The 25,286-nt window shown below is 69.4% G+C and carries 28 protein-coding genes; 13 read left to right on the top strand and 15 right to left on the bottom strand.

What is annotated here, in order from left to right; all coding sequences use genetic code 11:
• From BLR02_RS21060 to BLR02_RS21045, 4 genes are all read right to left on the bottom strand, one after another.
• On the bottom strand, window positions 1-215 hold a 215-nt coding region (locus tag BLR02_RS21060), incomplete at its 3' end, for a hypothetical protein (RefSeq protein ID WP_143018225.1).
• Window positions 216-328: 113 nt separating this feature from the next.
• Window positions 329-742, bottom strand: coding sequence for a hypothetical protein (locus BLR02_RS21055; RefSeq protein WP_090664545.1), 414 nt, complete (start codon window positions 740-742; stop codon window positions 329-331).
• 81 nt (window positions 743-823) lie between these two features.
• Entirely contained in the window at window positions 824-1,879 is a 1,056-nt protein-coding gene (locus BLR02_RS21050) for a DUF6817 domain-containing protein (protein WP_090561344.1), read from the bottom strand.
• Window positions 1,876-2,337 (bottom strand): L-2-amino-thiazoline-4-carboxylic acid hydrolase, encoded by a 462-nt coding sequence (locus BLR02_RS21045; RefSeq protein ID WP_090561346.1) that lies wholly within the window; start codon window positions 2,335-2,337, stop codon window positions 1,876-1,878. Before BLR02_RS21045 ends, BLR02_RS21050 begins: the two co-directional genes overlap by 4 nt.
• Window positions 2,338-2,412: 75 nt before the next feature.
• Between BLR02_RS21045 and sppA the strand changes: the two genes are divergently transcribed.
• From sppA to BLR02_RS20995, 10 genes are all read left to right on the top strand, one after another.
• Window positions 2,413-3,354: a signal peptide peptidase SppA gene (sppA, locus tag BLR02_RS21040; RefSeq protein ID WP_245704884.1), complete on the top strand. Its 942-nt coding sequence runs from the start codon at window positions 2,413-2,415 to the stop codon at window positions 3,352-3,354.
• 21 nt (window positions 3,355-3,375) lie between these two features.
• Window positions 3,376-3,702, top strand: coding sequence for an integration host factor subunit beta (gene ihfB, locus BLR02_RS21035; protein WP_090561349.1), 327 nt, complete (start codon window positions 3,376-3,378; stop codon window positions 3,700-3,702).
• 13 nt (window positions 3,703-3,715) lie between these two features.
• Window positions 3,716-4,060: a lipopolysaccharide assembly protein LapA domain-containing protein gene (locus BLR02_RS21030; RefSeq protein ID WP_090561351.1), complete on the top strand. Its 345-nt coding sequence runs from the start codon at window positions 3,716-3,718 to the stop codon at window positions 4,058-4,060.
• A 2-nt stretch (window positions 4,061-4,062) separates the two neighbouring features.
• Window positions 4,063-4,776, top strand: coding sequence for an orotidine-5'-phosphate decarboxylase (pyrF, locus tag BLR02_RS21025; RefSeq protein ID WP_176849719.1), 714 nt, complete (start codon window positions 4,063-4,065; stop codon window positions 4,774-4,776).
• Complete coding sequence (locus BLR02_RS21020; RefSeq protein ID WP_090664543.1) at window positions 4,773-5,423, top strand: phosphoribosylanthranilate isomerase; 651 nt, start codon at window positions 4,773-4,775, stop codon at window positions 5,421-5,423. Before pyrF ends, BLR02_RS21020 begins: the two co-directional genes overlap by 4 nt.
• Before the next feature lie 137 nt (window positions 5,424-5,560).
• The gene (locus BLR02_RS21015) at window positions 5,561-6,856 is read left to right on the top strand and encodes an anti-phage deoxyguanosine triphosphatase (protein WP_090561844.1); all 1,296 of its coding nucleotides are present in this window, start codon (window positions 5,561-5,563) and stop codon (window positions 6,854-6,856) included.
• Window positions 6,857-6,984: 128 nt separating this feature from the next.
• Entirely contained in the window at window positions 6,985-8,202 is a 1,218-nt protein-coding gene (trpB, locus tag BLR02_RS21010; protein ID WP_090664542.1) for a tryptophan synthase subunit beta, read from the top strand.
• Window positions 8,203-8,234: 32 nt separating this feature from the next.
• Complete coding sequence (gene trpA / locus BLR02_RS21005; protein WP_090664549.1) at window positions 8,235-9,071, top strand: tryptophan synthase subunit alpha; 837 nt, start codon at window positions 8,235-8,237, stop codon at window positions 9,069-9,071.
• Window positions 9,068-10,003: an acetyl-CoA carboxylase, carboxyltransferase subunit beta gene (gene accD / locus BLR02_RS21000; protein WP_090561357.1), complete on the top strand. Its 936-nt coding sequence runs from the start codon at window positions 9,068-9,070 to the stop codon at window positions 10,001-10,003. Before trpA ends, accD begins: the two co-directional genes overlap by 4 nt.
• 10 nt (window positions 10,004-10,013) lie before the next feature.
• On the top strand, window positions 10,014-11,288 hold the full coding sequence (locus tag BLR02_RS20995; protein ID WP_245704883.1) for a bifunctional folylpolyglutamate synthase/dihydrofolate synthase: 1,275 nt from the start codon (window positions 10,014-10,016) through the stop codon (window positions 11,286-11,288).
• Here BLR02_RS20995 and BLR02_RS20990 read toward each other — a convergent pair.
• The 10 genes from BLR02_RS20990 to hisB all read right to left on the bottom strand — a co-directional run bounded on the left by BLR02_RS20990 (window position 11,246) and on the right by hisB (window position 19,914).
• Window positions 11,246-12,310, bottom strand: coding sequence for an amidohydrolase family protein (locus BLR02_RS20990; protein WP_090664540.1), 1,065 nt, complete (start codon window positions 12,308-12,310; stop codon window positions 11,246-11,248). The two genes, BLR02_RS20995 and BLR02_RS20990, sit on opposite strands and share 43 nt — an antisense overlap.
• Entirely contained in the window at window positions 12,307-13,434 is a 1,128-nt protein-coding gene (locus BLR02_RS20985) for an acyl-CoA dehydrogenase family protein (protein WP_090664539.1), read from the bottom strand. The genes BLR02_RS20990 and BLR02_RS20985 overlap by 4 nt, the downstream gene beginning before the upstream one ends.
• The gene (locus tag BLR02_RS20980) at window positions 13,434-14,639 is read right to left on the bottom strand and encodes an acyl-CoA dehydrogenase family protein (RefSeq protein ID WP_090664538.1); all 1,206 of its coding nucleotides are present in this window, start codon (window positions 14,637-14,639) and stop codon (window positions 13,434-13,436) included. Before BLR02_RS20980 ends, BLR02_RS20985 begins: the two co-directional genes overlap by 1 nt.
• Before the next feature lie 326 nt (window positions 14,640-14,965).
• On the bottom strand, window positions 14,966-15,826 hold the full coding sequence (locus BLR02_RS20975; RefSeq protein ID WP_245704882.1) for an endonuclease domain-containing protein: 861 nt from the start codon (window positions 15,824-15,826) through the stop codon (window positions 14,966-14,968).
• Between the two features lie 296 nt (window positions 15,827-16,122).
• A complete protein-coding gene (locus BLR02_RS20970; protein WP_090664536.1) occupies window positions 16,123-16,908 on the bottom strand; it encodes a substrate-binding domain-containing protein in 786 nt (261 codons plus the stop codon).
• A 33-nt stretch (window positions 16,909-16,941) separates the two neighbouring features.
• Entirely contained in the window at window positions 16,942-17,691 is a 750-nt protein-coding gene (hisA, locus tag BLR02_RS20965) for a 1-(5-phosphoribosyl)-5-[(5-phosphoribosylamino)methylideneamino]imidazole-4-carboxamide isomerase (protein WP_090664535.1), read from the bottom strand.
• Between the two features lie 3 nt (window positions 17,692-17,694).
• A complete protein-coding gene (locus BLR02_RS20960; protein WP_090561372.1) occupies window positions 17,695-18,279 on the bottom strand; it encodes a GNAT family N-acetyltransferase in 585 nt (194 codons plus the stop codon).
• The gene (gene hisH, locus BLR02_RS20955; RefSeq protein ID WP_090664534.1) at window positions 18,276-18,929 is read right to left on the bottom strand and encodes an imidazole glycerol phosphate synthase subunit HisH; all 654 of its coding nucleotides are present in this window, start codon (window positions 18,927-18,929) and stop codon (window positions 18,276-18,278) included. The genes BLR02_RS20960 and hisH overlap by 4 nt, the downstream gene beginning before the upstream one ends.
• Window positions 18,926-19,315, bottom strand: a complete 390-nt coding sequence (locus BLR02_RS20950; protein WP_090561376.1) for a DUF2628 domain-containing protein — start codon at window positions 19,313-19,315, stop codon at window positions 18,926-18,928. The genes hisH and BLR02_RS20950 overlap by 4 nt, the downstream gene beginning before the upstream one ends.
• The gene (gene hisB / locus BLR02_RS20945; protein ID WP_090664533.1) at window positions 19,315-19,914 is read right to left on the bottom strand and encodes an imidazoleglycerol-phosphate dehydratase HisB; all 600 of its coding nucleotides are present in this window, start codon (window positions 19,912-19,914) and stop codon (window positions 19,315-19,317) included. The genes BLR02_RS20950 and hisB overlap by 1 nt, the downstream gene beginning before the upstream one ends.
• 156 nt (window positions 19,915-20,070) lie before the next feature.
• Here hisB and hslV point away from each other — a divergent pair, with 156 nt between their 5' ends.
• Genes hslV through BLR02_RS20930 form a run of 3 tightly spaced genes read left to right on the top strand, consistent with a single transcriptional unit; the run spans window position 20,071 to window position 23,743 of the window.
• Window positions 20,071-20,631, top strand: coding sequence for an ATP-dependent protease subunit HslV (gene hslV / locus BLR02_RS20940; protein ID WP_090561847.1), 561 nt, complete (start codon window positions 20,071-20,073; stop codon window positions 20,629-20,631).
• A gap of 2 nt (window positions 20,632-20,633) precedes the next feature.
• On the top strand, window positions 20,634-21,953 hold the full coding sequence (gene hslU, locus BLR02_RS20935; protein ID WP_090664532.1) for an ATP-dependent protease ATPase subunit HslU: 1,320 nt from the start codon (window positions 20,634-20,636) through the stop codon (window positions 21,951-21,953).
• Entirely contained in the window at window positions 21,950-23,743 is a 1,794-nt protein-coding gene (locus BLR02_RS20930) for an ABC transporter transmembrane domain-containing protein (RefSeq protein WP_090561382.1), read from the top strand. Before hslU ends, BLR02_RS20930 begins: the two co-directional genes overlap by 4 nt.
• Here BLR02_RS20930 and pdxR read toward each other — a convergent pair.
• Window positions 23,640-25,211, bottom strand: a complete 1,572-nt coding sequence (gene pdxR / locus BLR02_RS20925) for a MocR-like pyridoxine biosynthesis transcription factor PdxR (RefSeq protein ID WP_090664531.1) — start codon at window positions 25,209-25,211, stop codon at window positions 23,640-23,642. The two genes, BLR02_RS20930 and pdxR, sit on opposite strands and share 104 nt — an antisense overlap.
• Between the last annotated feature and the right edge of the window lie 75 nt (window positions 25,212-25,286).

Genomic DNA, 25,286 nt, shown 5'->3' with positions numbered 1-25,286 from the left:
TCGGCCATGCCGCAGCCCATGGCGGCGAGGATGGGGGCGAGGGCCCGCCATTCGGCATCGGTCATGGGTGCCCAGGGCCGGGGCGGGGTGAGGCGGGTCAGCGGGTCGAGGTAGAGCCTGCGGAAGAGGTCATGCCGCGCCACGAGGTCGGCGGGGAAGATGCCGCCGGGGATGGGGTCGGGCTGGATGCGGCGCCTGCGGCGACGGAGAGGCATGGGGGCGGCTCCGCAAGGGGAGACGCGAACATAGCAAAAACGATATGAGAACGCAATGAGCTATGGGCCAGCCAGCGCATGCCGGATCGGCAACGGCATTCAGGACAGGCTGTTCACCCCATGTCGCGCAAGTGCAGCTTCGGGATGCTGTCGTCGGTCCGTCCTGCGTCCTGGCGGAACCCGGAATTCGCATAGGAGACCTGGTGGAGACCGGTACTGAGGATGTTCAGCAACTCGGCGGTCGTGTGTGTCTCCCTTGGGGAGGCACCGCGGCTGCCGTTCCTGGCCATCCAGTCGCACAGGACTTCAATGACGGGCCGGAAACGAACCGCGTCGCGCAGGATCGACCCGCTGTGGCCAAGCTCGAACCGGGCGCTCAGGCCCAGCCAGGTAATCATCAGGGTGTCGTTGTTTTTGGTCAGTATCAGATCATTCATGGCATAGCTGCCGCCCGAGGCCTTGATGGCCAGGATTACTACGCCCGTGCGATCACGCCGTTTGTTGCAGGCGCGGTGGAAGCGGAACATGAACAATCATAAGGCGGCGATCTCGATGCCGATCCGGGTTTGCGGGTCGTGCTGGCTTAAGGAGGGCTGCACTGGCAGGCCTCAACCCTCCACCAGGCCCAGCCCGTTCAGCCCCGGCAACATCTCCGGCCAGCGCCGCGCCTCGGCGGATTGCAGGAGGATGCGGGCCCAGGCGACCCAGCCGGACCAGGCGATGCGCTTGTCCCAGGCGGTGCCCCAGTCCGACAGCAGGGCAAGGCCGGCAGCGGCGTGGCGGGCAGCTTCCTCCCACTGCCCGGCGCCCAGCGCCAGCTGGGCCAGCATCAACCGAGGCTCGGCGACATAGGGGTTATGCGTGGCGGCGGCCTCGAGGGCGCGGCGGCTCGCATCGGGGCTGGCGACGGGCAGGGCGCGCGTCACCACCTGCCAGTAGAGCGACACGGCGGCGAGCTCATCGGCCGGCTCCAGCAGGGCGGTGCAGCGGGCGAAGATGGGCGGCACCGGGATGCCCCAGTCCGGCGGCATGTCGCCCAGCGGCAGGGCGAGGCGGGAGAGGGTGGAGAGCGCCTGGCTGGTCGGCTTGAGCGGGCCGGGCCAGAGGGCGGCGGCCCAGTGGTCCTGCACGCGGCGGGGCTTCGAGGGGCCCGGGAAGCCGGGGAAGATCTCGTCCTGCCAGGAATGCCATTGCTCAGCGAGGTCGGCGATGGTGGCGATGGCGAAGACGGCCACGTCGCGCATGGAGAGCAGGATGGCCGGGGCGCCCTCGCGCTCCAGCGCCATGCCCCTCTCCGGCAGCTCGCCCGCCTCGAGCAGGCGGCGGGTGAAGAGGGTGCGGGGCATGGTGCAGAAGAGGTGGACCAGCCGCTCCGCCTCCTCGCCAAGGGCCTGGCGCAGCGGGTCCCGCTCGGCGAAGAGCTTCAGGTCCACGTATTCGTTGGAATAGACGCTGTGGAAGAGGCCGAGCAGGCGGATCTCGCGCGGCATGTCCCAGAGCGCGAGGGTGCGGTAGAGGCCGAGCAGGTGGTCCTTGAAGGTGCCGGCCTTGTGCCAGTCCTCGCCGGCGGCGCGGGCGAAGAGCATCTCCAGCAGGCGGGGCAGCTCCGGGTCGACGGCGGCCCAGTCATCGGCCAGCAGCGGGCGGACGAGGGGGTGCATCATGGCTCGACCTCGTAGCGGAAGTCGCAATGGGTGGCGCCGCCCATGAGGGTCTGGGTGCGGGTGAGCTTCAGCCTGGGGTCGTAGCCCTCGCAGAAGGCGCCGTCGCGGTTGCAGGACAGCACGGCGCCGAGCTCGGCGAGGCCCATCTGCCGGTACATCTCGGAATACCTGCAGCGGGTGACGTTGAAGCCGTAGCTGGTCTCGGTCCGGTCCACGACCTCGATCCGCAGGGCGTCGTCGCGGGTCCAGCGTTCCTGCAGGGCGATGAAGTGGTCGAGGCTCGGGCCCTCGGGCGATTCGGCGGCCATGGCGGCGGCGCTCTCCTTCGCCAGCCTGACGATGGCGCGGGAGAGGATGGCGCGGGCCCGTTCGGCGCCCAGCTCGGCCGCCATCTCCTCGTAGAGGCCCCGGGCGAAGGCCGCCTCGATGCGGCGCTGTTCGAGGATACCGATGCTCATCGCGGGGGCGCTCCGTTGCGGTCGGCGGGAGGGTAGAGGCTGAAGGGGCTGGACCGGAAGGCCGGGCGGGGCCAGATGAGCCCGGACTGGAGCGGGAACGCCATGGGGCTCGAGACCGACCTGCTGATCGATCGCCGCCGGCTGAAGCGGCGGCTGGCGCTGTGGCGCGGCTTCGCCGTGCTGCTGGTGCTGGGGGCGGTGCTGGCCTGGATCGGGCGGGAGGGCGCGATCCCTGGGCTCGGCGCCGGGCATGTGACGCGGCTGACCGTCGAGGGCTTCATCAGCGACGACCGCAAGCTGCATGAGGCGCTCGACAAGCTCGGCAAGGATGCCGGCGTGCGGGCGGTGATCGTCGCCATCGACAGCCCGGGCGGGACGGTCGGCGGCGGGGAGGCGCTGCATGCGGCGCTGGTGCGGCTGCGGGCGGCGAAGCCGGTGGTCGCGGTGATGCGCGGCACGGCGGCCTCGGCCGGCTACATGACGGCGGTGGCCGCGGAGCGCATCTTCGCCCGCGAATCGACGCTGACCGGCTCGATCGGCGTGATCCTGCAGACCTTCGACACCTCGGAGCTGCTGGCGCGGCTCGGCGTGCGGGGGGAGGCGCTGGTCTCCGGCCCGCTGAAGGACCAGCCGAACCCCTTCCACCCGCTCTCGCCCGAGGGGCGGGCGGCGTTGCAGGGGGTGGTCGGCGACATGTATGCGCAATTCGTCGACAAGGTGGCGGCGGGGCGGCGGATGCCGGTGGAGCAGGTGCGGGCGCTGGCGGATGGCCGGGTCTTCACCGGGCGGCAGGCGCTGGGGGCCGGCCTGGTTGATGCGATCGGCGGCGAGGCGGAGGCGCGGGCCTGGCTGGCGGCCGAGAAGGGCGTTCCGGAGGCGTTGCCGGTGGAGGACCTCGACCTGCGCAGCGCTGCCGAGAGGCTGGTCGGCGCCACCTTCCGTGGCCTGGTAAAAACCGTGGTTTCAGAATGGCTTGGCGTTGACGGCCTGGGGCTGGTCTGGCAGCCTGCCCGGTGACGGCGGCAGGATGGGGCGGCGATGACGAAGAGCGAGCTGATCGCGCATCTGGCGGCGGAGAACCCGCATCTGCGGCAGCCGGATATCGAGCTGATCGTGGCCACCATCTTCGAGGAGATCACCACCGCGCTGACCCGGGGCGACCGGGTGGAGCTGCGCGGCTTCGGCGCCTTCTCGGCCAAGAAGCGGGACCCGCGGACGGGGCGCAACCCGCGCACCGGGGCCGCCGTTCCGGTCGAGGGCAAGGCCGTGCCCTATTTCAAGCCGGGCAAGGAGCTCCGGGAGCGGGTGAATGGCGGGCAGGTGCCCGCAGCGCCGCGCCCGGCCCGGGCCACGGCCACCTCGTGAAGGTTTCCATTCCATGCTGCGCTTGATCCTGCTGCTGCCCGTCCTCGTTCTGCTCGTGCTGTTCGGGCTGTCGAACCGGGAAGAGGTGCTGCTGCATCTCTGGCCCTTCGACCTGGCCTGGGCGGTGCCGCTCTCGGTTGCGATGCTGGTCTTCGGCGCGGTGCTCTTCCTCTGTGGCGCGCTGGTCGCCTCCACGGCGGGGCTGCGGCACCGGGCGCGGGCGCGGCGGGCGGAGCGGGCGGCGCAGGTGCTGGAGGCGGAGCTGCACGAGTACCGCGCCGCCGCCGCGCGGCAGGTCGGCCCGGTGCCCCAGCCGGCGGGCACCAGCCTGGCACGCATCCACCGCCCGGCGGCCTGAGCATGCTGGCGCGTCCCCGCAGGGGGGCCGAGCGGGTCATTCCGGCGATCGATACCGCCGAGCTGGGCCGGGCCGAGGCGCTGGCGGCGGCGCTGGCGCCGGGCTGCGGGGCGCTGAAGCTCGGGCTCGAGCTGTTCACCGCCGCCGGGCCGGAGGCGGTGCGGCGGATCACCCCGCTGGCGCCGGTCTTCCTCGACCTCAAGCTGCATGACATCCCGAATACGGTGGCGGGTGCCGTGCGCTCGCTGCTGCCGCTGCGGCCGGCGATGCTCACGCTGCATGGCGCGGGCGGGGCGGCGATGATCGCGGCGGCGCGCGAGGCGGCCGAAGGCGCCGGGGAGGCGCGGCCGGTCCTCCTTGCCGTGACGGTGCTGACGAGCCTTGATGCCGGGGCGTTGTCGGAGACGGGCGTGTCGGGCGGGCCGGTGCAGCAGGTGCTGCGGCTGGCGCGGCTGGCGCTCGGCGCCGGGGCGGATGGGCTGGTCTGCTCGCCGCGCGAGGTCGGGCCGATCCGCGATGCCTTCGGCGAGACGCCGCTGCTGGTGGTGCCGGGGGTGCGGCCGGCCGGCAGCGCCGCGGGCGACCAGGCGCGGACGGCGACGCCCGAGGAGGCGGTGGCGGCGGGGGCCGACTGGATCGTCGTCGGGCGGCCGATCACCGGCGCGGCGGACCCGGTGGCGGCGCTCAGGGCGATCGGCGCGGGGCTGCCCGCATGACCGCGGTGAAGATCTGCGGCATCCGCGACGCGGCGGGGTTCGACGCGGCGGCGGAGGCGGGGGCCGAGATGGTCGGCTTCGTCTTCTACCCGCCCTCGCCCCGGGCGGTGACGCCGGCGGAGGCCGCGGCGCTCTCGGCGCGGCTGGAGGGTGGGCCGCTGCGGGTCGGGCTGTTCGTCGACCCGACGGATGCGGAGCTGGAGGCGGTGCTGGCGGTGGTGCCGCTCGGGCTGATCCAGCTGCATGGGGCGGAGAGCGTGGCGCGCTGCGCCGAGATCCGCGCCCGCTTCGGGGTGCCGGTGATGAAGGCGGTGGGCATCGCCGCGCCGGAGGACCTGGAGGCGCTCGCGGCCTATGCGCCGGTGGTGGACCGCTTCCTGCTGGATGCCAAGCCGCCGGCGGGGGCGAGCCTGCCGGGGGGCAATGCCGCGGCCTTCGACTGGCGGCTGACGGCGGGGCGGGTGATCCCGCGCCCCTGGCTGCTGGCCGGCGGCCTGACGCCGGAGACGGTGGCGGAGGCGATCCGCCAGAGCGGGGCGGCGGGGGTGGATGTCTCCTCCGGCGTCGAGCGGGCACGGGGGGTGAAGGACCCGGGGCGGATCAGGGAATTCGTGGGCGCGGCGCGTCATATAATATGTAGACAGTAAAAGCATATTGGGACGTTAGTTCGCTGCGTTCCTTTATTCTGTAATTTCAGGCAAAAATACGTTATCAATTAAAAACATTTTCTTGAGTTGCCTGTGGAATTCTAGTACAAGTCTGCACTTCGTAGTGGAGCTTGCAAATGTGCTTTGATGACCCCAGTAGTTTGAAGTATTTCGAAGTTCGCCGCATCAAAAATGATGGTAATCGGCACAATGACGTGAGGTCTCCTTTTCAAAGAGACCGTGCTCGAATCGTTCATTCTTCAGCATTTCGTAGATTGCAAGGAAAAACCCAAGTAATGGGTGTTGGGGAAGGCGATTACCATCGGACAAGGTTAACACACTCGATTGAATGTGCGCAGATTGGTCAGGGCATACTTGATGTTCTGGTGCGGAAGAAGATGGAGTTGATGGGTGAGGATTTTGTGTGGCTGCCAGACAGGGACTTAGTTGAGGCGGCCTGCTTCGCGCACGATTTAGGACACCCCCCTTTTGGTCATGGTGGAGAGCGTGCTTTGCACGCGCAAATGGTAGCGGCTGGTGGATTTGAGGGAAACGGACAAACACTAAGGATCATTTCAAAGCTCGAAAAATACGGAGAAAGAAACTCAGGGATAAACCCAACTCGAAGGCTTATTTTATCGATTCTGAAATATCCTATAATCTACAATGATTTCCCTCTAGATAACGTGCATCCGCCGAAGTGTTATTTTAATGAAGAAAAAGACGTCGTAGATTGGGCGCTTGCTGGTTTTGATAAGGAAGAAGTAAAAAGATTTGTTGAGAAGGACGAGCAAGGAAAGGCGAAGCACAAGACCCTTGATTGCTCTATTATGGACTGCGCAGATGACATTGCTTACGGTATTCACGACATTGAAGATATAATTGCACGTAATTTAGTGCAGAGAAATGAAATATCGCAAGCACTCTACAATGCGTTTAAAGAAGTAAATTATTCTCTTGAAGTGGGTGCCGAAAAAATCACTGCGGATTCAATAGAAAGTGGCTTATACAAAGATAGTTATTCTCGCAAGCAAACTATATCTAAGCTTGTCAATATAATGATAACAAGTGCAAGAATTGAACCCGTTAAAGGTTTTCAGCATCCTTTATTGAAATACAAAGTAAAGTTAGGTGATTGTGAAACCAAGCTTCTTAAAAAGCTGAAAAAGATTTCTTTTGAGCTTGTCGTAGAGAAAGCTAAAGTCCAACAACTTGAGAGGCGCGGACAGAAAATTGTACAAGACGTTTATTGTACTTTGCTCAGTGATCCAGAAAAGCTAATTCCATCAAGTTCGTGGGCAAATGGAGAGATTGATTGCTCAGTTAGCCGCAGGGTTTGCGATTATGTTGCGGGAATGACCGATGGATATGCTGAGAAAGTTTATAGAAGGCTATTTCTTCCAGGATTTGGTAGCAGCAGCGACGAACTCTGACTTCTTGGGAAGGTGACGCAACTCGCTTCAGTGTGTCTTGCTGCATCGAACCTGAGACCAGGGGCGGGGGCCGCCTTCCCCCCCTCGCCACCCTGCTCTATGACGGCGGCCAGAAAAGGGGAAAGCCTGTGAACAAGCCGCTGCCCAACACCTATCGCCAGGGCCCGGACAGCCAGGGCCGCTTCGGCCAATTCGGCGGGCGCTTCGTCGCCGAGACGCTGATGCCGCTCATCCTCGAGGTCGAGCAGGCCTATGAGGCGGCGAAGCGGGACCCGGCCTTCGATGCCGAATGGCGCAGGCTCCTCACCCACTATGTCGGGCGGCCGAGCCCGCTCTGGTTCGCGGAGCGGCTGACGGCCCATCTCGGCGGCGCCAAGGTCTACTTCAAGCGCGACGAGCTGAACCATACCGGCGCGCACAAGATCAACGCGGTGCTCGGGCAGATCCTGCTCGCCAAGCGCATGGGCAAGACGCGCATCATCGCCGAGACGGGGGCGGGGCAGCATGGCGTGGCGACGGCCACCGTCTGCGCGCTGTTCGACCTGCCCTGCACCGTCTTCATGGGCGCGACCGATGTGGAGCGGCAGCAGCCCAACGTCTTCCGCATGAAGCTGCTCGGCGCCGAGGTGGTGCCGGTGACCTCCGGCGCGGCGACGCTGAAGGATGCGATGAACGAGGCGCTGCGCTACTGGGTCGCCAATGTGCAGGACACCTACTACTGCATCGGCACCGTCGCCGGCCCGCACCCCTACCCCGTGATGGTGCGCGACTTCCAGAGCGTGATCGGCGAGGAGGCCAAGCAGCAGATGCAGGCCGCCGAGGGCCGGCTGCCGGATGCGCTGGTCGCGGCCATCGGCGGCGGCTCCAACGCCATGGGGCTGTTCTATCCCTTCCTCGATGATTCCTCCGTCCGCATGTACGGCGTCGAGGCGGCAGGGCATGGCGTGGAGACGGAGCAGCATGCGGCCTCGTTGACCAAGGGGCGGCCGGGCGTGCTGCACGGCAACCGCACCTACCTGCTGCAGGATGCGCATGGGCAGATCACCGAGGCGCATTCGATCAGCGCCGGGCTCGACTATCCGGGCGTCGGGCCGGAGCATTCCTGGCTGCATGAGCTTGGGCGCGTGCAGTATGTGAGTGCTACGGATGACGAGGCGCTGGCCGCCTTCCAGCTCTGCTCGAAGCTCGAGGGCATCATCCCGGCGCTGGAGCCGGCGCATGCGCTGGCCCATGTCATCCGCATGGCGCCGACCCTGCCGAAGGAGGAGATCATCCTGATGAATCTCTGCGGGCGCGGGGACAAGGACATCTTCACCGTGGCGCGGCATCTGGGAGTCGAGATGTGACTGGGTCCGATCGCGAAGCACCGCAGCGCAGCGTGGATCGGCCCCATCCGGCATCGCGCATCGCTGCCAAATTCGCCGCGCTGAAGGCGGAGGGGCGCGGGGCGCTCGTCACCTACCTGCAAGGCTACGACCCGGACCGGGAGACCTCGCTGGCGCTGCTGCGCGGGCTGCCGGGGGCGGGGGCGGACCTGATCGAGGTGGGCGTGCCCTTCACCGACCCGATGGCCGATGGGCCGGCGATCCAGCGGGCGGCGCAGCGGGCGCTGAAGGTGGGCGCGACGCTGGAGGGCGTGCTCGGGCTGGTGCGGGACTTCCGCCAGGGCGATGACGGCACGCCGATCATCCTGATGGGCTACTACAACCCGATCCTCGCCTATGGCGTCGACCGCTTCTGCGTCGATGCGGCCGCGGCGGGCGTCGATGGGCTCATCGTCGTCGATGTGCCGCCGGAGGAGGCGGGGGAGATCGAGCCGCAGGCGCGGGCGGCGGGGCTCGACCTGATCCGCCTCGTGGCGCCGACGACGGATGACGCCCGGCTGCCGCGCGTGCTCGCGGCGACCAGCGGCTTCGTCTACTACGTCTCGATCACCGGCATCACCGGCACGCGCAGCGCCACGGCGGCCTCGCTGGAGGAGGCGATCCCGCGCATCCGCAAGCATACCAGCCTGCCGATCGCCATCGGCTTCGGCATCCGCACGCCGCAGCAGGCGGGCGAGGCGGCCAGGCTGGCGGATGGCGCGGTGGTCGGCACGGCGCTGGTGGATACTCTGGCGGCCTCGCTGGAGGAGGATGGCACGGCGCGGCCGGAGACGGTGGGGCTGGTGCTGGACCAGGTCGGGGCGCTGGCGGCGGCGGTGCGGGGGCGATGAACTGGATCAGCGAATGGGCGCTGCCCAAGATCAAGACGCTGTTCGGCGCGCCGCGGGAGGTGCCGGAGAATCTCTGGCACAAATGCCCGGCCTGCGAGCAGATGATCTTCCACCGCGACCTCGAGCGGAACCTGCATGTCTGCACCCATTGCGGGCACCATATGCGGGTCGGGGCACGGCAGCGGCTGGACTATACGCTGGATGAGGGGTGGCAGCGGATCGAGCTGCCGAAGGCGCCGCAGGACCCGCTGCGCTTCCGTGACCAGCGGCGCTATGTCGAGCGGCTGCGCGAGGCGCAGGCCAAGGTCGGGCAGGAGGATGCCGTCGTCGTCGCCCATGGGGCGATCGAGGGCAACCGGGTGGTCGCGGCGGCCTTCGAATTCAGCTTTCTCGGCGGCTCGATGGGCGCGGGGGTGGGCGAGGCGCTGGTGACGGCGGCGCGGCTCGCCGTGCTGCAGGATGCGCCGCTGATCGTCTTCACCGCCTCGGGCGGGGCGCGCATGCAGGAGGGCGCGATCAGCCTGATGCAGATGCCGCGCACCGTCATCGCCACGCGGATGGTGAAGGAGGCGGGGCTGCCCTTCATCGTCGTGCTCTGCGATCCGACGACGGGCGGCGTGACGGCGAGCTTCGCCATGCTGGGCGACATCCAGATCGCCGAGCCCGGGGCGATGATCGGCTTTGCCGGTGCCCGTGTCATCGAGCAGACGGTGCGGGAGAAGCTGCCGGAGGGGTTCCAGCGGGCGGAATACCTGCTGGAGCATGGCATCCTCGACATGGTGGTGCCGCGGCCGGAGATGCGCGCGACGCTGGCGCGGCTGATCGGCCTGCTGCGGCTGCCCGAGCGCGTGGCGCCGCCGCCCCCAATGGATGAGGTGGCCGAGCCGGTGCCGGCCCTGGCCGCGCCGGAAGGGCCCGCCGTCCCGGCATGAGCCGCCCCAGGTGAGCCGCAGCGAGGCCATCCTGGAGCGGTTGCATGCGCTCCACCCGGTGGTGATCGACCTGAGCCTCGGTCGGCTGCAGGCGCTGCTCGGGAAGCTCGGGCATCCCGAGCGGCACCTGCCGCCCGTCATCCATGTGGCGGGGACCAACGGCAAGGGCTCGACCTGCGCCTTCCTCCGCGCCATCGGCGAGGCGGCGCGGCAGCGGGTGCATGTCTTCACCTCGCCGCATCTGGTGCGCTTCCACGAGCGCATCCGTCTGGCCGGGCGGCTGGTGGAGGAGGCGGCGCTCGGCGCCGCGCTGGAGGAGGTGGAGGCGGTGAATGCCGGGGCGGCGATCACCGTCTTCGAGGTCATCACCGCGGTTGCCCTGCTGCTGTTCAGCCGGGTACCGGCGGACCTGCTGGTGCTGGAGGTCGGGCTCGGCGGGCGGTTCGACGCGACCAATGTGGTGGACCGGCCGGTGGCGACCGCCATCACCTCCATCTCCATGGACCATATGGAATTCCTCGGCGACCGGCTGGAGCGGATCGCCTTCGAGAAGGCGGGGATCATCAAGCCGGGCGTGCCCTGCGCGACGGGGGTGCAGGACCCGGTGGCGCTCGGCGTGCTGGAGCGCGTCGCGGCCGAGATGGGGGCGCCCTTGCTGGCGCGGGGGAATGCCTGGCGCATCGCGCCGCGCGCGGGCGGGCTGCGCTACGAGGACGCGGCCGGCGCCATCGACCTGCCGCCGCCAGGGCTGCTGGGGGCGCACCAGGCGGATAATGCCGGGATCGCGGTCGCGGCGCTGCGGGCCTGGGGGCCGGGCTGGCTGACGGATGCGGCGATCGCCGAGGGTGTTGCGCGGGCGGAGTGGCCGGGCCGGATGCAGCGCCTCACCGGGCGGCTGGCGGCGATGCTGCCGGATGGCTGGGAGCTATGGCTGGATGGCGGGCACAATGCCGGCGGCGGGCTGGCGATCGCGGCCCAGGCACGGGATTGGGGCGACCGGCCGCTGCACCTTCTCGTCGGAATGAAGGGGACGAAGGTCGTCGAGGATTTCCTCCGGCCGCTGCTGCCGCTGGCCGACAGCCTCTGGGCGGTGGCGGAGCCGGGGCAGCACCTGGCGACGCCGGTGGAGCGCATCATCGCCGCGAGCGGCGGCCTCGCGCGGCCGGGGCCGACGGTGGAGGCGGCGCTGGCCGCCCTGCCGCGCGGGGGCGGGTCGGCGCGGGTGCTGGTCTGCGGCAGCCTCTATTTGGCGGGTGAGGTGCTCAAGCTGGATGGCAGCCCGTAGGTCCGGGTGGCGGTGCCGCTGAACAGCGCCGTCCGTTCCTCCGCGCTCGCTCCGGCGGCGAGGCGCTTGAAGGCGTTCCAGAGCACGGCGTAGCTGCACATGCCCTTGTCGACGGGGAAGTTGCTCTCGAACATGCAGCGGCCGGGGCCGAAGGCCTCGATGCAGGTCTCGATATAGGGCCGCCAGGCCTCGGCCAGCGCTTCGGAGCCGGGTGGCCGGTCCTGCAGGTGGAAGTCGAAGCCGTTCACCTGCATGGCGAGGCCGCCGAGCTTCACCACCGTATTGGGCAGGGCGGCGATGGCCCGGACCGATTGCCGCCAGACGGGGAAGACCTCCGCCCGGCGGCCGGCGAAGGGGCCGGTGCCGAGCGGGCCGCCGACATGGTCGAGGATGATGGTGAGGTCCGGCAGGGCGCGCGCCACCTCAAGCACGCGCGGCAGCTGGGTGTGGTAGGACCAGATATCGAGGGTGAGGCCGCGCTGCGCCAGTTGCCGCGCGCCCTCGATGAAGCCCGGATGCTCCAGCGGGCCGGGCGGCGGCGTGGTGAGGTTGGAGCGGATCTCGGGCGAGGGGTGCCAGGCGGTGCGGTTGCGCACGCCGCGGAACCGCGCGCCGGCGATGGCGCGATGCGCGTCGAGCAGGGCGCCGGCACGCTCGCCGAGGGTCAGGTCCACCATGCCGATGATGCCGGCGCAGGCGCGGGTCGGGCCATACTGGCCCGTGGCGCTCTGGGCGGCGGCGCCGGTGACGAATTCGGTCTCGCCGAGCGGGCGCTCCTCCTCCAGCCCCTCGGCACGGTACATGGCGCCGCACTGGACGAAGATGGTGGCGCGGATGTCGTGGCCGCTGGCGGTGTCGCGCAGCAGGTCGTCGAGGAAGTAGCGCTCCCCGGGATGGTCCCAGAGATGGTGGTGCGGGTCGATGATCGGCAGGGCGGGGTCGAGGATCTCCTCCCGCGTCAAGGCCAGCCAGTCCTCCCGCACCGCCACCTGGCGGGAGGGGGTGAGGAGCGCGGCGCTCATTCCACCTCGTCCGCCAGCCGGTCGAGATGGTAGGCGGTGTCGCCGAACAGGTGCTCGATCACCATGACGCGGCGGAAGAAGTGGCCGATGGCGTATTCCTCCGTCATGCCGATGCCGCCATGCAGCTGCACCGCGTTCTGCGAGACGAAGCGGCCGGCCTGGCCGACGCCGACCTTGGCGCGGGCGATGTTGCGGGCGCGCTCCCCGGCATCCGGCTCCTCCACCATCATCGCGGCCAGCATGGCCATGGAGCGGCCCTGCTCCATGGCCACCAGCATCTCGGCGGCGCGGTGCTGGAGGGCCTGGTTGTCGCCGATCGGCCGGCCGAATTGCTGGCGCGTCTTCAGGTAGTCGAGCGTCATCGCCTGCATGGCCTCCATCGCGCCGATCACCTCGGCGGCGGTGGCGGCGATGCCGGCCTCGACCACGCGCTCGATCACCGGCAGGGCGGCGTCGCGCTCGCCGAGCAGCGTCGCCGGGACGTTGGAGAGGGAGAGCTCGGCGGCGCGCGTGCCGTCGCGCAGCGCGTAGCCGCGGCGGGCGAGGCCGGGCGCTTCGGCATCGACGAGGAAGAGCGAGATGCCCTCGGCCTCGTCGCGGCCGCCGGCGGTGCGGGCGCTGACCACCAGCCGGTCGGCGCAATCGCCATGCAGCACGACGCTCTTGGCGCCTTCCAGGCGGTAGGCGCCGCCATCCGGGGTGGCGGTGGTCAGCACATCGGTGAGGTCGTAGCGGGATTGCCGCTCGCCATGGGCGAAGGCGAGCTTCGTCTCACCGGCGGCGAGGCCGGAGAGGATCTCCTCGCGCTGGGCATCGTCGCCGGCCAGCCGCACCGCGGTGCCGCCGAGCACCACGCTCGCCAGATAGGGCTCCAGCACCAGGTGGCGGCCGAAGGCCTGCATCAGCAGCATGACATCGACGGGGCCGCCGCCGAAGCCGCCATACTCCTCCGGGACGGGCAGGCCGAGCAGGCCGAGCTCGGCATATTGCGACCAGAGCCGCTCGCTCCAGCCCATCGGCGTCTTCAGCAGGGACTTGCGCTGCTCGAAGCCGTACTGGTCCGCCAGCAGCCGGGTGACGCTGTCGGTCAGCAGGCGCTGGTCGTCGGTGAGATCGAAATCCATCAGAGCCCCAGCACCGCTTTGTTCAGGATGTTCTTCTGGATCTCGTTGGTGCCGCCATAGATCGAGGCGGCGCGCAGCATGAGATAGGCGGGCGCCATGGCCGGGGCCCAGTCGGGGACGGGGGCCGGCTCGTTGGCGAGCGCCGCCAGCTCCTGCTGCCAGGCCGGCATGGCGAGCGGGCCGCCGACATCCATCACCAGCTCGGAGCTGGCCTGCAGCAGCTCCGTCCCCTTGATCTTGAGGACGGAGGAGAGCGGGTCGGGCTTCTTGCCGCCCGACTTGGCGAAGGCGGAGACGACGCGGAGCTGGGTGATCTCCAGCGCCTTCATGTCCACCTCCAGCTGGGCGACGCGGGTGCGGAAGCCGCGATCCTCGATCAACGGGCGGCCGCGCGTGCGGACCTCGCGTGCCACCTCCTTGGCGCGGCGCACCGCGGCCTTGCTGGTGCCGAGGCGGGCGATGCCGGTGCGCTCGTTGCCGAGCAGGTATTTGGCGACCGACCAGCCCCGGTTCTCCTCGCCGACCAGGTTCTCGGCCGGCACCCGCACATCGGTGAAGAAGACCTCGTTCAGGTGGTGGCTGCCGTCGATGGAGATGATCGGCCGCACCTCGATCCCCGGCGTGCGGAGGTCGATCAGCAGGAAGGAGATGCCCTCCTGGCGCTTGGCGGCCCTGGGGTCGGTGCGGACCAGGCAGAAGCACCAGTCGGCGTTATGCGCGGTCGAGGTCCAGATCTTCTGGCCGTTGACGACGTAGTGGTCGCCCTCGCGGACCGCCGCCGTGCGCAGGCTGGCGAGGTCGGAGCCGGCGCCGGGCTCGGAGAAGCCCTGGCACCACCAGTCGTCGAGATTGGCGGCGCGGGGGAGGAAGTGGCGCTTCTGCGCCTCGGTGCCGAACTCCACCAGCACCGGGCCGAGCATGGTGATGTTGAAGGAGAGCAGCTCCGGCGCCGGGGCCATGAGGTTCTCCTCGAGGAAGATCATGCGCTGGATCGCGCTCCAGCCCGGGCCGCCATGCTCCTTCGGCCAGGAATAGGCGGCCCAGCCCTTGGCATTCAGGATGCGCTGCCAGGTGATGGTGTCCTGCTTGGTCGGCTTGTGGCCGAGGCGCATCCGCTCGCGCGTGTCGGCGGGCAGCTTGTCGCGGATGAAGGCGCGGACCTCCTCGCGGAAGGCGACCTCCTCGGGTGTGAATCGCAGCTCCATGGCCCGTCTCTCCCCTTATCGTTGGGGAGAGACTGGCGCCTGCCGGGGCGGCAGGCAAGCGGGGCCGGCCAGAGCAAACTCCGGTCAGGTGGAATCACCGGAGGGGAGGTATTTGCCCGATCAAGCAACAGGCTAGGGCGGGTTCCGTGAGCTAAGGCGAACGGAAGCCGCTCAGCGATGGCTGCTTCCGACCCGGAGCGGACCTTCGCATTGGTAATGCAAACGGCTGTGCTTGGCAGGCTTCTGACTGACGGGATCGAGGCGACCTGTTCCAGATAGCTGCCGTGCCCAGGGGAAGGTTCGCTCACAAAATAATCAACCGTGGGTCACAGCTCGTAGGGATCAAGTCCCATTGCTGTGCCAATCGGGTACCAGACATCTTGCCAGAGGACCCTCGCAAGATCCGTTCCAACAAATGCGGTCTCGTCATTTCCCCTTCGCAGGAGTTTGCCCCCCGCCAGAAACTCGAAGTTCTGCCCGCCGAGAACACGATCGCTGAGCTTAGCGGGCAGCACCGACCGCAAAGGAAGAACGTAGATGGGATCGTCCGCCACCAGAAAAAACTCGTCAAACAGGTGCGCGTAGCTCTCCATGTGGACCCCAAGTTCGGCAGAATAAAGGTCATGCGCCATGACATTGATCCGCACCTCGCCCTTTTCATACTCAGTCGTCTGCCCGTCCAATGGCTTAATATAGTATTCTTCCTCCGGCGGCACGAATATAAACGCCGTTATGAAGGACTTTTCGTGCAGCCAGCCTACGGCATGGGTAATAAATTTATCCAGGCTAGGGTTCTGTAGACTTTTACTAGGATGAAGATTCTGATAAAATCGCTTCGCCTTCGTCATCTGACGGAACAGAAATCGGTAGTCGATGTACAGGACGCGATACTTTGCCGGCGCACGTTGCATGCGCTCCTTGTACATCTCCCGAACCTCACGCACGCAAGCAGCGGGGTCGCGATTGATCTCCGATCCAGCAAATCGGATGACCGAATAGCCAGCCCGCGTTAGATATCTCTGTCGAATCGCGTCTTTCTTGAGCTGCTCTTTGGTTGAATGATGTTCGTGACCATCGAGCTCGATGATTAACCGGGCATCCTTCAGGATGAAATCGACCAGGATGAAATCGACGCGGTAGCGCGCGTGCTTTTCAGCGTCTCCGAACCAATGCTCGCTCTCGATCATGTCAGCCAAGTCGCCGAGCGCAGCTGAAAACTGATGCTCGATGTAGGATGGACCTCGGGCTCGATACCAAGCTGGTGCTGATTTGGGTTGTCCGGGATGGCGCATAGATATCCTGAAGATGACTGGCTGGTCGGATTGAGCCTAGAGCGCAGATTGAGGCGGTTTCAGGCGTCTGTCTTCGGGCAATCGGCGGCGGGACTTCAAAAGCCGAAACAGGCGCGGAGCAGTCCTCAACGGGTTGCGTTAGCCATGTCCGCTTCCCGCCCATCTCTGCCATTCCTGAATGAGTTTGAAGCCTACCCGCCCCCCATGGGGTCGAGGCCGGTGCGGCGCAGCGTGTCGCGGGCCTCGGGCGAGGCGAGGAAGCGGATGAGGGCGTGGGCGGCCTCCGGCTCCCGCGCCCCGGCGGCAAGGCCGGCGGAGAAGACCGTCACCTGCTGCAACTCGGCGGGGATGGGGCCGAGGAAGTCGATGCCCTGGATCGGCAGCAGCTCGCTGATCTGCTGGAAGCCGATCTCCGCCTCGCCGCGGGCGACGACGCTGCCGACGCGCTCGCTGAGGATCTTGCGGCTCTTGGGCATGAGCTCGTCGGCGAGGCCCATGCGGCGGTACATCTCGGTCTCGATATAGACGCCGCTGGCGCTGGCCGAATAGGCGATCGACCTCGCCGCCAGCAGGGCGCGGCGGAAGCCCTCCATGCTGGCGATGTCCGGGCGGGGCGCCCCGGCACGAACGGCCATGCCGATGCGGGACTCGGCGATGTCGGTGCGGCTGCCGGGCATGGCGCGGCCCTCGGCGATCAGGCGGTCGAGCGCGCTGCCGGCGAGCAGCAGCACATCGGCCGGCTCGCCGCGGGCGAGGCGCTGGGGGATGGCATCCGGCGCGCTGCCCATGGAGGCGCCCTGGGCGGTGACCAGCCGGTGGCCGGTCGCACGCTCGAATTCCGGGGCGAGGGCGCGATAGGCGGCGGTGAGGCCGCCGGAGGTGAGCACATGGATCTCGGCCGCCGCCGCGGTGCCGGCGAGGGCCAGCAGGGCCACCGCGCCGAGCAGCAGGCGGCGGCCCATGGATGGCATGCGCATGGCGATGTGTCCTCCCCTGGTCGGGGAGGGAGCCTAGCCCTTGGCCGGGGCGGCCGACACCAGCGCCAGGGCCTTGGCCGGGTCGATGCGGCCGTCATAGAGGGCACGGCCGATGATGACGCCCTCGATGCCCTCGCCGGTGACGGCGGTGAGCGAGGCGAGGTCGTTCAGCGAGGCGACGCCGCCCGAGGCGATGACCGGCACCCGGACCGAGCGGGCCAGGGCCAGCGTCGCCTCCAGGTTGACGCCGCCCAGCATCCCGTCGCGGTCGATATCGGTGTAGATGATGGCGGCCGCGCCGGCATCCTCGAAGCGGCGGGCAAGGTCGCCGGCCGTCATGGTGCTGATATCGGCCCAGCCCTCGGTCGCCACCATGCCGCCGCGGGCATCGATGCCGACGGCGATCTGGCCCGGCCAGGCGCGGCAGGCGGCGAGGGCGAATTGCGGGTCCTTCAGCGCGGCGGAGCCGAGGATGACGCGCTTCACCCCCTGGTCAAGCCAGCCCTCGACCGCGCCCATGCTGCGGATCCCGCCGCCGAGCTGCACCGGCAGGCCGGGCGTGGCGGCGAGGATGGCCTGCACCGCCGAGGCATTGGCCGGGCGGCCGGCGAAGGCGCCGTCGAGATCGACCACATGCAGCCAGCGGAAGCCGGCACCGGCGAAGAGCCGGGCCTGGGCCGCGGGGTCGGCGGAATAGACCGTCGCCTCGCGCATGTCGCCGCGCTTGAGGCGGACCACCTGGCCGGCCTTGAGGTCGATGGCGGGGTAGAGGGTGAGACCCATCGGTTATGGCACCATCTGTCCTGTGCGGCGGCCGCGCCCCGGCTCCAGCAGCTTGTAGTAGTATTGCCCTGCGACCGTCTGGCCACGCACCCGGGCATAGACCGGATGGGTACCCCAGCGCACATAACCGAGCGCCTGGAACAACGAGATGGCGGTGAGCTGAGTTTCCCGCACATCGAGGTTCAGCACGCGATGGCCGAGCGAGGCGGCATACTCCTCGACCCGCTGGATCATCAGCCGCGCCAGCCCATGGCCACGGCCATAGGGCGCGATATAGGCATGGGTGAGCTGGGCGGCGAAGGCCTGGGCCTCGTTGTTGCGGTGCGGGCGGACGAGCTGGGCGCTGCCGACCACCATGCCATCGAGGCGCGCCACGAACAGCTCCCGCTCCGGCACCAGGAGGACGCCGCGGAAGTGGCGCTCCAGCGCGGCGCGGCCCTGCGGCTCGATCCAGCCGAAGCCGCCGCCCTCGATGATGGCGGCATCGGTCGCCTCGCAGAGCTCGGCGATGTCGTGGTCATCGAGCTCGGTGACGCGGTCCACCCAGAGATGCGGGGTGGTGCTGCCCGCGGCCGCGATCTCGCTCATGGTTCCCACCGGAGGAAATTGGCCAGGATGCGCAGGCCCACGGTCGCGCTCTTCTCGACATGGAATTGGGTGCCGGCGACATTGCCGCGGGCAACGATGGCGACGACCTCGCCGCCATAGTCGGTGGTGGCCGCCACCTCCTCCCCCCGCGCGCCGCTGAGCGCATAGGAATGGACGAAATAGGCGTGCTCGCCGGGGCGGATGCCGTCCAGCAGCGGGTGCCCATCCTCCGGGAAGTCGAGGGTGTTCCAGCCCATCTGCGGCAGGGGCAGGGATGTGCCGTCCGGCGCCCGCGGCGTCATCGGCGCCATCTCGCCGGCAATCCAGCCGAGGCCCGGCGTCACGCCATGCTCGAGCCCGCGCTCGGCCATGATCTGCATGCCGACGCAGATGCCGAGCAGGGGCACGCCCTGGCCGCGCACCCGGCGCTCCAGCACCTCCACCATGCCGGGGAGGGATTGCAGCCCGCGCATGCAGGCGGCGAAGGCGCCCTGGCCGGGCAGGATGAGGCGGTCGGCGGCCTCGGCCTCGGCCGCATCGCGGGTGATGGCGGCCTCGACGGGCCGGCCGGCCAACTCCGAGGCGCGGTCGAGGGCGCGGAGGACGGAGGCGAGGTTGCCCGAGCCGGGATCGATGACGGCGATCCTCATGCGGCGCGTGCCCCCCGCACATGGGCGTCAGGGCGCACTTCCAGCACGCGGGCAAGGGCCAGGTCGGCATCCCGTTCGGCGACGAGATGGGCCTCCCGCCAGCCGCGCCGGGCCAGTGCCCCGCGCAGCAGGTCGCGGGCCTGGAAGCCGAGCAGCAGATGGAGGGCGAGTCCGGCGGGCGGCACGGCCCAGGCCGGGGCGAGGGCGAGCAGCAGGGCCACCAGCCCGGCATAGATCACCGATTCGAGCCATAGCCGGTGCGCCAGCAGCCAGGGCAGGCCGAGGAGGAAGGCGAGCCAGGCGAAGCCTTCCGGCAGGAGGCGTGGCAGCCCGCCCTCTGGGCCCGGTCTGGGGGAGGGGGGGAGGTGGACGGTCCAGACGCGCATCAGGCCTCCAGGACCCCCTTGGTGGAGGGGATGGCATCGGGCGAACGCGGGTCGGTCTCGACGGCCATCCGTAGCGACCGGGCCAGCGCCTTGAAGCAGGCCTCGGCGACATGGTGCGCATTGGTGCCGGCCTTCAAGGTGACATGCAGGGTGATGCCCGCATTGAAGGCGAAGGCCCGGAAGAATTCCTCGAACAATTCGGTGTCCATCTCTCCGATCTTGTCACGAGCGAAGGAGACGCCCCAGGCGAGGAAGGGGCGGCCGGAGATATCCACCGCCGCCTCGGCCAGCGCCTCGTCCATCGGCAGCAGGGCATGGCCGTAGCGGCGGATGCCACGCTTGTCGCCCAGCGCCGCGCGCAGCGCCTGGCCCAGCACGATGCCGACATCCTCCGTCGTGTGGTGGAAATCGATATGCAGGTCGCCCTTGGCCTCCACCTCGAGGTCGAACAGCGCATGCCGGCCGAGGGCGGTCAGCATGTGGTCGAGGAAGCCGATGCCGGTCTCGGCGCGGACCTGGCCGGTGCCGTCCAGCGCGAGGCGGGCGGTGATGGCGGTCTCGGCCGTTGTCCGGCTGATGGTGGCGGTGCGGACGCTCATGGGGCGGGGGCATAGCGGATGCGCGGCCGGGGGGAAATGGGGTTGCGCCGGCCGGGCGGGTTTCGCTGCAGCGCAGCACCGAATGGCCGTGGCGGCCGCATCCGCCATTCGGCCAGCGCTTGCCTCGGCGCCCCCGGCGGGCCATGTGCGACCATCATGACCACGCAACACGACCCACTCGGCTGGCACGGCACCACCATCCTCTCGGTCCGCAAGGGCGGCCTCGTCGCCATGGCGGGCGACGGGCAGGTCTCGCTCGGCCAGACCGTCGTCAAGGGCAATGCCAGGAAGGTCCGCCGCATCGCCGGCGGCCGGGTGCTGGCGGGCTTCGCCGGCGCCACGGCGGATGCCTTCACCCTGCTCGAGCGGCTGGAGGCCAAGCTCGAGCGCTTCCCCGACCAGCTGGAGCGCGCCTGCGTCGAGCTGGCCAAGGACTGGCGGAGCGACCGCTACCTGCGACGGCTGGAGGCGCTGCTCTCGGTCGCGGACGCCAAGCGCAGCCTGCTGCTGACCGGCCAGGGCGATGTGCTGGAGCCGGAGGATGCGGTGATCGGCATCGGCTCGGGCGGCAATTTCGCGCTGGCCGCGGCGCGGGCGCTGCTGCCGGTGGAGGGCCTCTCGGCCGAGGAGATCGTCCGCCGGGCGATGAAGATCGCGGGCGATATCTGCGTCTACACCAACGGCAACATCGTCGTCGAAACCCTGGAAGCGGCCTGACCATGGAAGCTGTCAACCTCTCGCCGCGCGAGATCGTCTCCGAGCTCGACCGCTATATCGTCGGGCAGAACGACGCCAAGCGCGCGGTCGCCATCGCGCTCCGCAACCGCTGGCGCCGGCAGCAGCTGCCCGATGCCATGCGGGAGGAGGTGGTGCCGAAGAACATCCTGATGATCGGCCCGACCGGCTGCGGCAAGACCGAGATCGCGCGGCGGCTGGCCAAGCTCGCCAACGCACCCTTCCTCAAGGTCGAGGCGACGAAATTCACCGAGGTCGGCTATGTCGGCCGCGACGTGGACAGCATCATCCGCGACCTCGTCGAGGTGAGCATCACCCAGACCCGCGAGGCGTCCCGGAAGGGCGTGCAGGCCAAGGCCGAGCTGGCGGCGGAGGAGCGGCTGGTGACGGCCCTCGTCGGCGAGGGCGCCTCGGGCGAGACGCGGATGAAATTCCGCCGGATGCTGCGCGAGGGCGCGCTCGAGACGCGCGAGGTCGAGGTGCAGGTCGCCGACCAGGGCGGCGGCATGCCGATCGGCATGATGGACCTGCCGGGCGCGCAGGGCATCCAGATGCAGAACATGCAGGACATGCTCGGCAAGATGTTCGGCGGCAGGACCAAGCCGCGCAAGATGACGGTGGCCGAGGCGCGCGCCGCGCTGATCAAGGACGAGGCGGACAAGCTGGTCGACCAGGAGGTGCTGACCCGCGAGGCCATCGCCAATGCCGAGAACAACGGCATCGTCTTCCTCGACGAGATCGACAAGGTGGCCCGCGCCAGCGAGGGCGGGGTGCGCGGCGGCGATGTCTCGCGCGAGGGCGTGCAGCGCGACCTGCTGCCGCTGATCGAGGGCACCACCGTCACGACGAAGCATGGGCCGGTGAAGACCGACCACATCCTCTTCATCGCCTCGGGCGCCTTCCACCTGGCGAAGCCCTCCGACCTGCTGCCGGAGCTGCAGGGGCGGCTGCCGATCCGCGTCGAGCTGGGCGCGCTGACGCGGGACGACATGCGGCGCATCCTGACCGAGCCGGAGCACTCGCTCATCAAGCAGTACACCGCGCTGCTCGGGACGGAGGGGCTGACGCTCGGCATCACGCCGGATGCGGTGGAGGCGATCGCCGACCTCGCCACCGACATCAATGCCAAGGTTGAGAATATCGGCGCGCGGCGGCTGGCGACGGTGATGGAGCGGCTGCTGGAGGAGATCTCCTTCACTGCCAGCGACCGGCCTGGCGAGCAGGTGCCGGTGGATGCGGCCTATGTGCGGGAGAAGGTGGCGCCGCTGGCCGGCAGCACCGATCTCAGCCGCTACATCCTTTGACCGCCGCGGCCGGGCGGGCGGGCGGCGCCCCGGCGGCGAAGCCGGCCCGCGCCAGGCTCGCCTCGCTCGGCCTGCTGCTGCCCTATCTGCGGCCCTATCGGGGGCGGGTGGCGCTGGCCGGGCTGGCGCTGGTGCTGGCGGCGGGGATGCTGCTCGGCCTCGGCCAAGGGCTGCGGCACCTCGTCGATGAGGGATTCGCGGCCGGCAGCGGGGCGGCGCTCGACCGCACGGCGCTGGCGCTGTTCGGCCTGGTCGCGGCGCTGGCGGCGGCCACCTGCGGGCGCTTCTTCCTCATGTCCTGGCTCGGCGAGCGTGTCGCGGCGGACCTGCGGCGCGAGGTCTTCGACCATCTGCTGACGCTCTCGCCGGCCTATTACGAGCGGGCGCGGACGGGCGACATCCTCTCCCGCCTCACCGCCGACATCGCGCTGCTGCAGGCGCTGACCGGCTCGGCCATCTCGCAGGGCATCCGCAATATCCTGACCGGGGCGGGCGCCTTCGTCATGCTGCTGGTGACGAGCCCGAAGCTGGCCGGCATCGTCGCCATCGTCGTGCCGCTGGTGGTGGTGCCGATGATCGGCTTCGGGCGGCGGGAGCGGCGGCTCTCCCGCGCGGCGCAGGAGCGCATCGCCGATCTCGGCGACACGGCGGAGGAGGTGCTGAACGGGCTGCGCACGGTGCAGGCCTTCACCCATGAGCCGCTGGACCGCGCGCGCTATGCGGCGCAGGTCGAGCAATCGGTCGGCGCGGCGCTCAGGCGGATCGGGACGCGGGCGCTGCTCATCCTGCTGGTCATCCTGCTCGGCTTCGGCGCCGTCACCTTCGCGCTCTGGGTCGGCGGGCAGGATGTGATCGCGGGGCGGATGACGGGGGGCGAGCTTTCGGCCTTCGTCCTCTACGCGGTGATGCTGGCGAGTTCCGGGGCGAGCCTCAGCGAGGTCTGGGGCGAGATCCAGCGCGCGGCGGGCGCGGCGGAGCGGCTGCTGGAATTGCTGGCGGAGCGGCCGGCGGTGGCGCCGCCGGCCTCGCCCCTGCCGCTGCCGGCGCCCGGCGGCGGACCCTTGGGGCGCATCGCCTTCGAGGAGGTGGTCTTCCACTACCCGACGCGGCCGGAGCGGCCGGCGCTCGACCGCTTCTCCCTCGCCGTGGAGCCGGGGGAGACGGTGGCGCTGGTCGGGCCCTCCGGCGCCGGCAAGACGACCGTGCTGCAATTGCTGCTGCGCTTCTACGACCCGCAATCGGGGCGCATCCGGCTGGACGGCGTCGACATCGCCCGCGCCGAGCCGGCGGCGCTGCGCGGGCGGCTCGGCCTGGTGCCGCAGGACCCGGTGATCTTCAGCACCACGGCGCGGGAGAATATCCGCTTCGGACGGCCCGATGCGAGCGATGCGGAGATCGCGGCGGCGATGCGGGCCGCGGCGGCGGACTTCCTCGAGGACCTGCCGGAGGGGCTCGACACCCATCTCGGCACGCGCGGCGTGACGCTCTCGGGCGGGCAGCGGCAGCGGGTGGCGATCGCGCGCGCCATCCTGCGCGACCCGGCGGTGCTGCTGCTGGACGAGGCGACGAGCGCGCTCGACGCGGAGTCCGAGCGGGCGGTGCAGCAGGCGCTCGAGAGGCTGGCGCGGGGGCGGACGACGCTGGTCGTCGCGCACCGGCTGGCGACGGTGCGGCGGGCGGACCGGATCATCGTTCTGGAGGCGGGGCGGATCGTCGCCAGCGGGACGCATGAGGCGCTGGTGCGCGAGGGCGGGCTGTACGGGCGGCTGGCGGCGCTGCAATTCGGGTGAGAGCCTCTTCGGCCGCGAAGGCTTCGAGGACCTCCCCGAGGATTCCCACGCCTCGTCGGATGGCCGACTCCTCGAGGCTCGCATACCCCATCACCAGCCCCGCCGCGTCGGGGCGGAGTGTTGCTGCGGCGGGCGCATAGAGGGGGGTGACGGGGTAGAGGCCGAGGCCCGCCGCATGCGCCCGGTTTATGAACGCCTCCTCCCGTGCCCTCGGCACCCCGTTCAGCCAGGCGACGACATGCAGCCCGGCATCGGCCCCGACCACCGTCACCGCATCGCCCAATCTGGCCGACAGGGCAGCCAGCAGGGCGGCGCGCCGCTCGCCATTCCGGCGGCGGACGCGCCGCACATGCCGCTCATAGGCGCCGCTCTCGATCAGGTCGGCCAGGGCTTCCTGTTCCAGCAGGGGCGCATGCCTGTCCGTCAGCCTCTTCGCCCTGGCGAAGGCGGCAGCCAGCGGCGGCGGGACGACGAGATAGCCGAGGCGCAGGGTCGGCGAGAGCGTCTTGGAGATCGTCCCGAGGTAGATGACCCTTCCGGCCTCGTCCATGGCCTGGAGGGGCGGGATCGGGGCGATGTCGAAGCGGTACTCGCTGTCGTAGTCGTCCTCGACGACATGGGCGCCGCAGCGCTGCGCCCAGGCGAGCAGCTCCCGCCGTCGTCCGGCCGACATGACGCCGCCGAGCGGAAACTGGTGGGACGGCGTGGCATAGGCCAGCCGTGCCGCGGGCAGGCCTTCCGTCCGCATGCCCTCGCGATCGACCGCGACGGGGACCACCTCCGCGCCGGCCGCGAGGAAGACCTGGCGGGCGAGGTTGTAGCCGGGATCCTCCATCACGGCCCGGTCGCCCGGATCGAGCAGCAGCCGCGCGCAGAGATCGAGGCCCTGCTGTGAGCCGTTGACCACGATGATCTGCTCCGGTTCGCAGCGCAGGCCGCGGGCCCGCCACAGATAGCCCTGCATGGCCGCCCGGAGGCCAGGCAGGCCGCAGGGATCGCCGTACCGGAGGCGTGGCTGCCGGCGCAGGAGCGCGCCGGTGACAGCCTTTCTCCAGGCGGGCATGGGGAAGTCGGCGGCGGCCAGGTCGCCGTAGCGGAAGTCCGCCACCAGCCGCTGCGTGCCGGCGACGGGGGGAAGCGGGAAGCCCGCCAGCCGCTGCCCGAAGGCCGACAGCCGGCCAGGGCTCGCCGGGGGGGCGGGCTGCCCCGGCTGAGGGGGCGATTGGCCAAGGCCCTGTGCCACCTGCGCCCGGGTGCCTTGCCGGGTCTCCAGATATCCCTCCGCGATCAGCTGCTCATAGGCAGCCGTCACCGTCGTCCGCGAGACGCCCCATTCCGCCGCGAGCGACCGGGTGGAGGGCAGCCGGGAGCCGGGGCCGAGCAGGCCCAAGGCGATCTGGTCCTTGATCGCCTCGCAGATCCTCCGGGTGATCCGCTCAGGCTCGCGTGCTGCCGGTGGCATGGCCATGGACTGGACCAGTGGTTTTTAAGGAAACTGGACGTTCTTTGTGGGCCAATCCTGGGGCAGGGTCCAGGTCGCGGT

The sequence above is a fragment of the Belnapia rosea genome (genome assembly GCF_900101615.1).
Taxonomy (GTDB): domain Bacteria; phylum Pseudomonadota; class Alphaproteobacteria; order Acetobacterales; family Acetobacteraceae; genus Belnapia; species Belnapia rosea.
The sequence above is the reverse complement of the archived record's forward strand: the minus strand, read 5'-3'. Positions and strand labels throughout refer to the sequence as shown.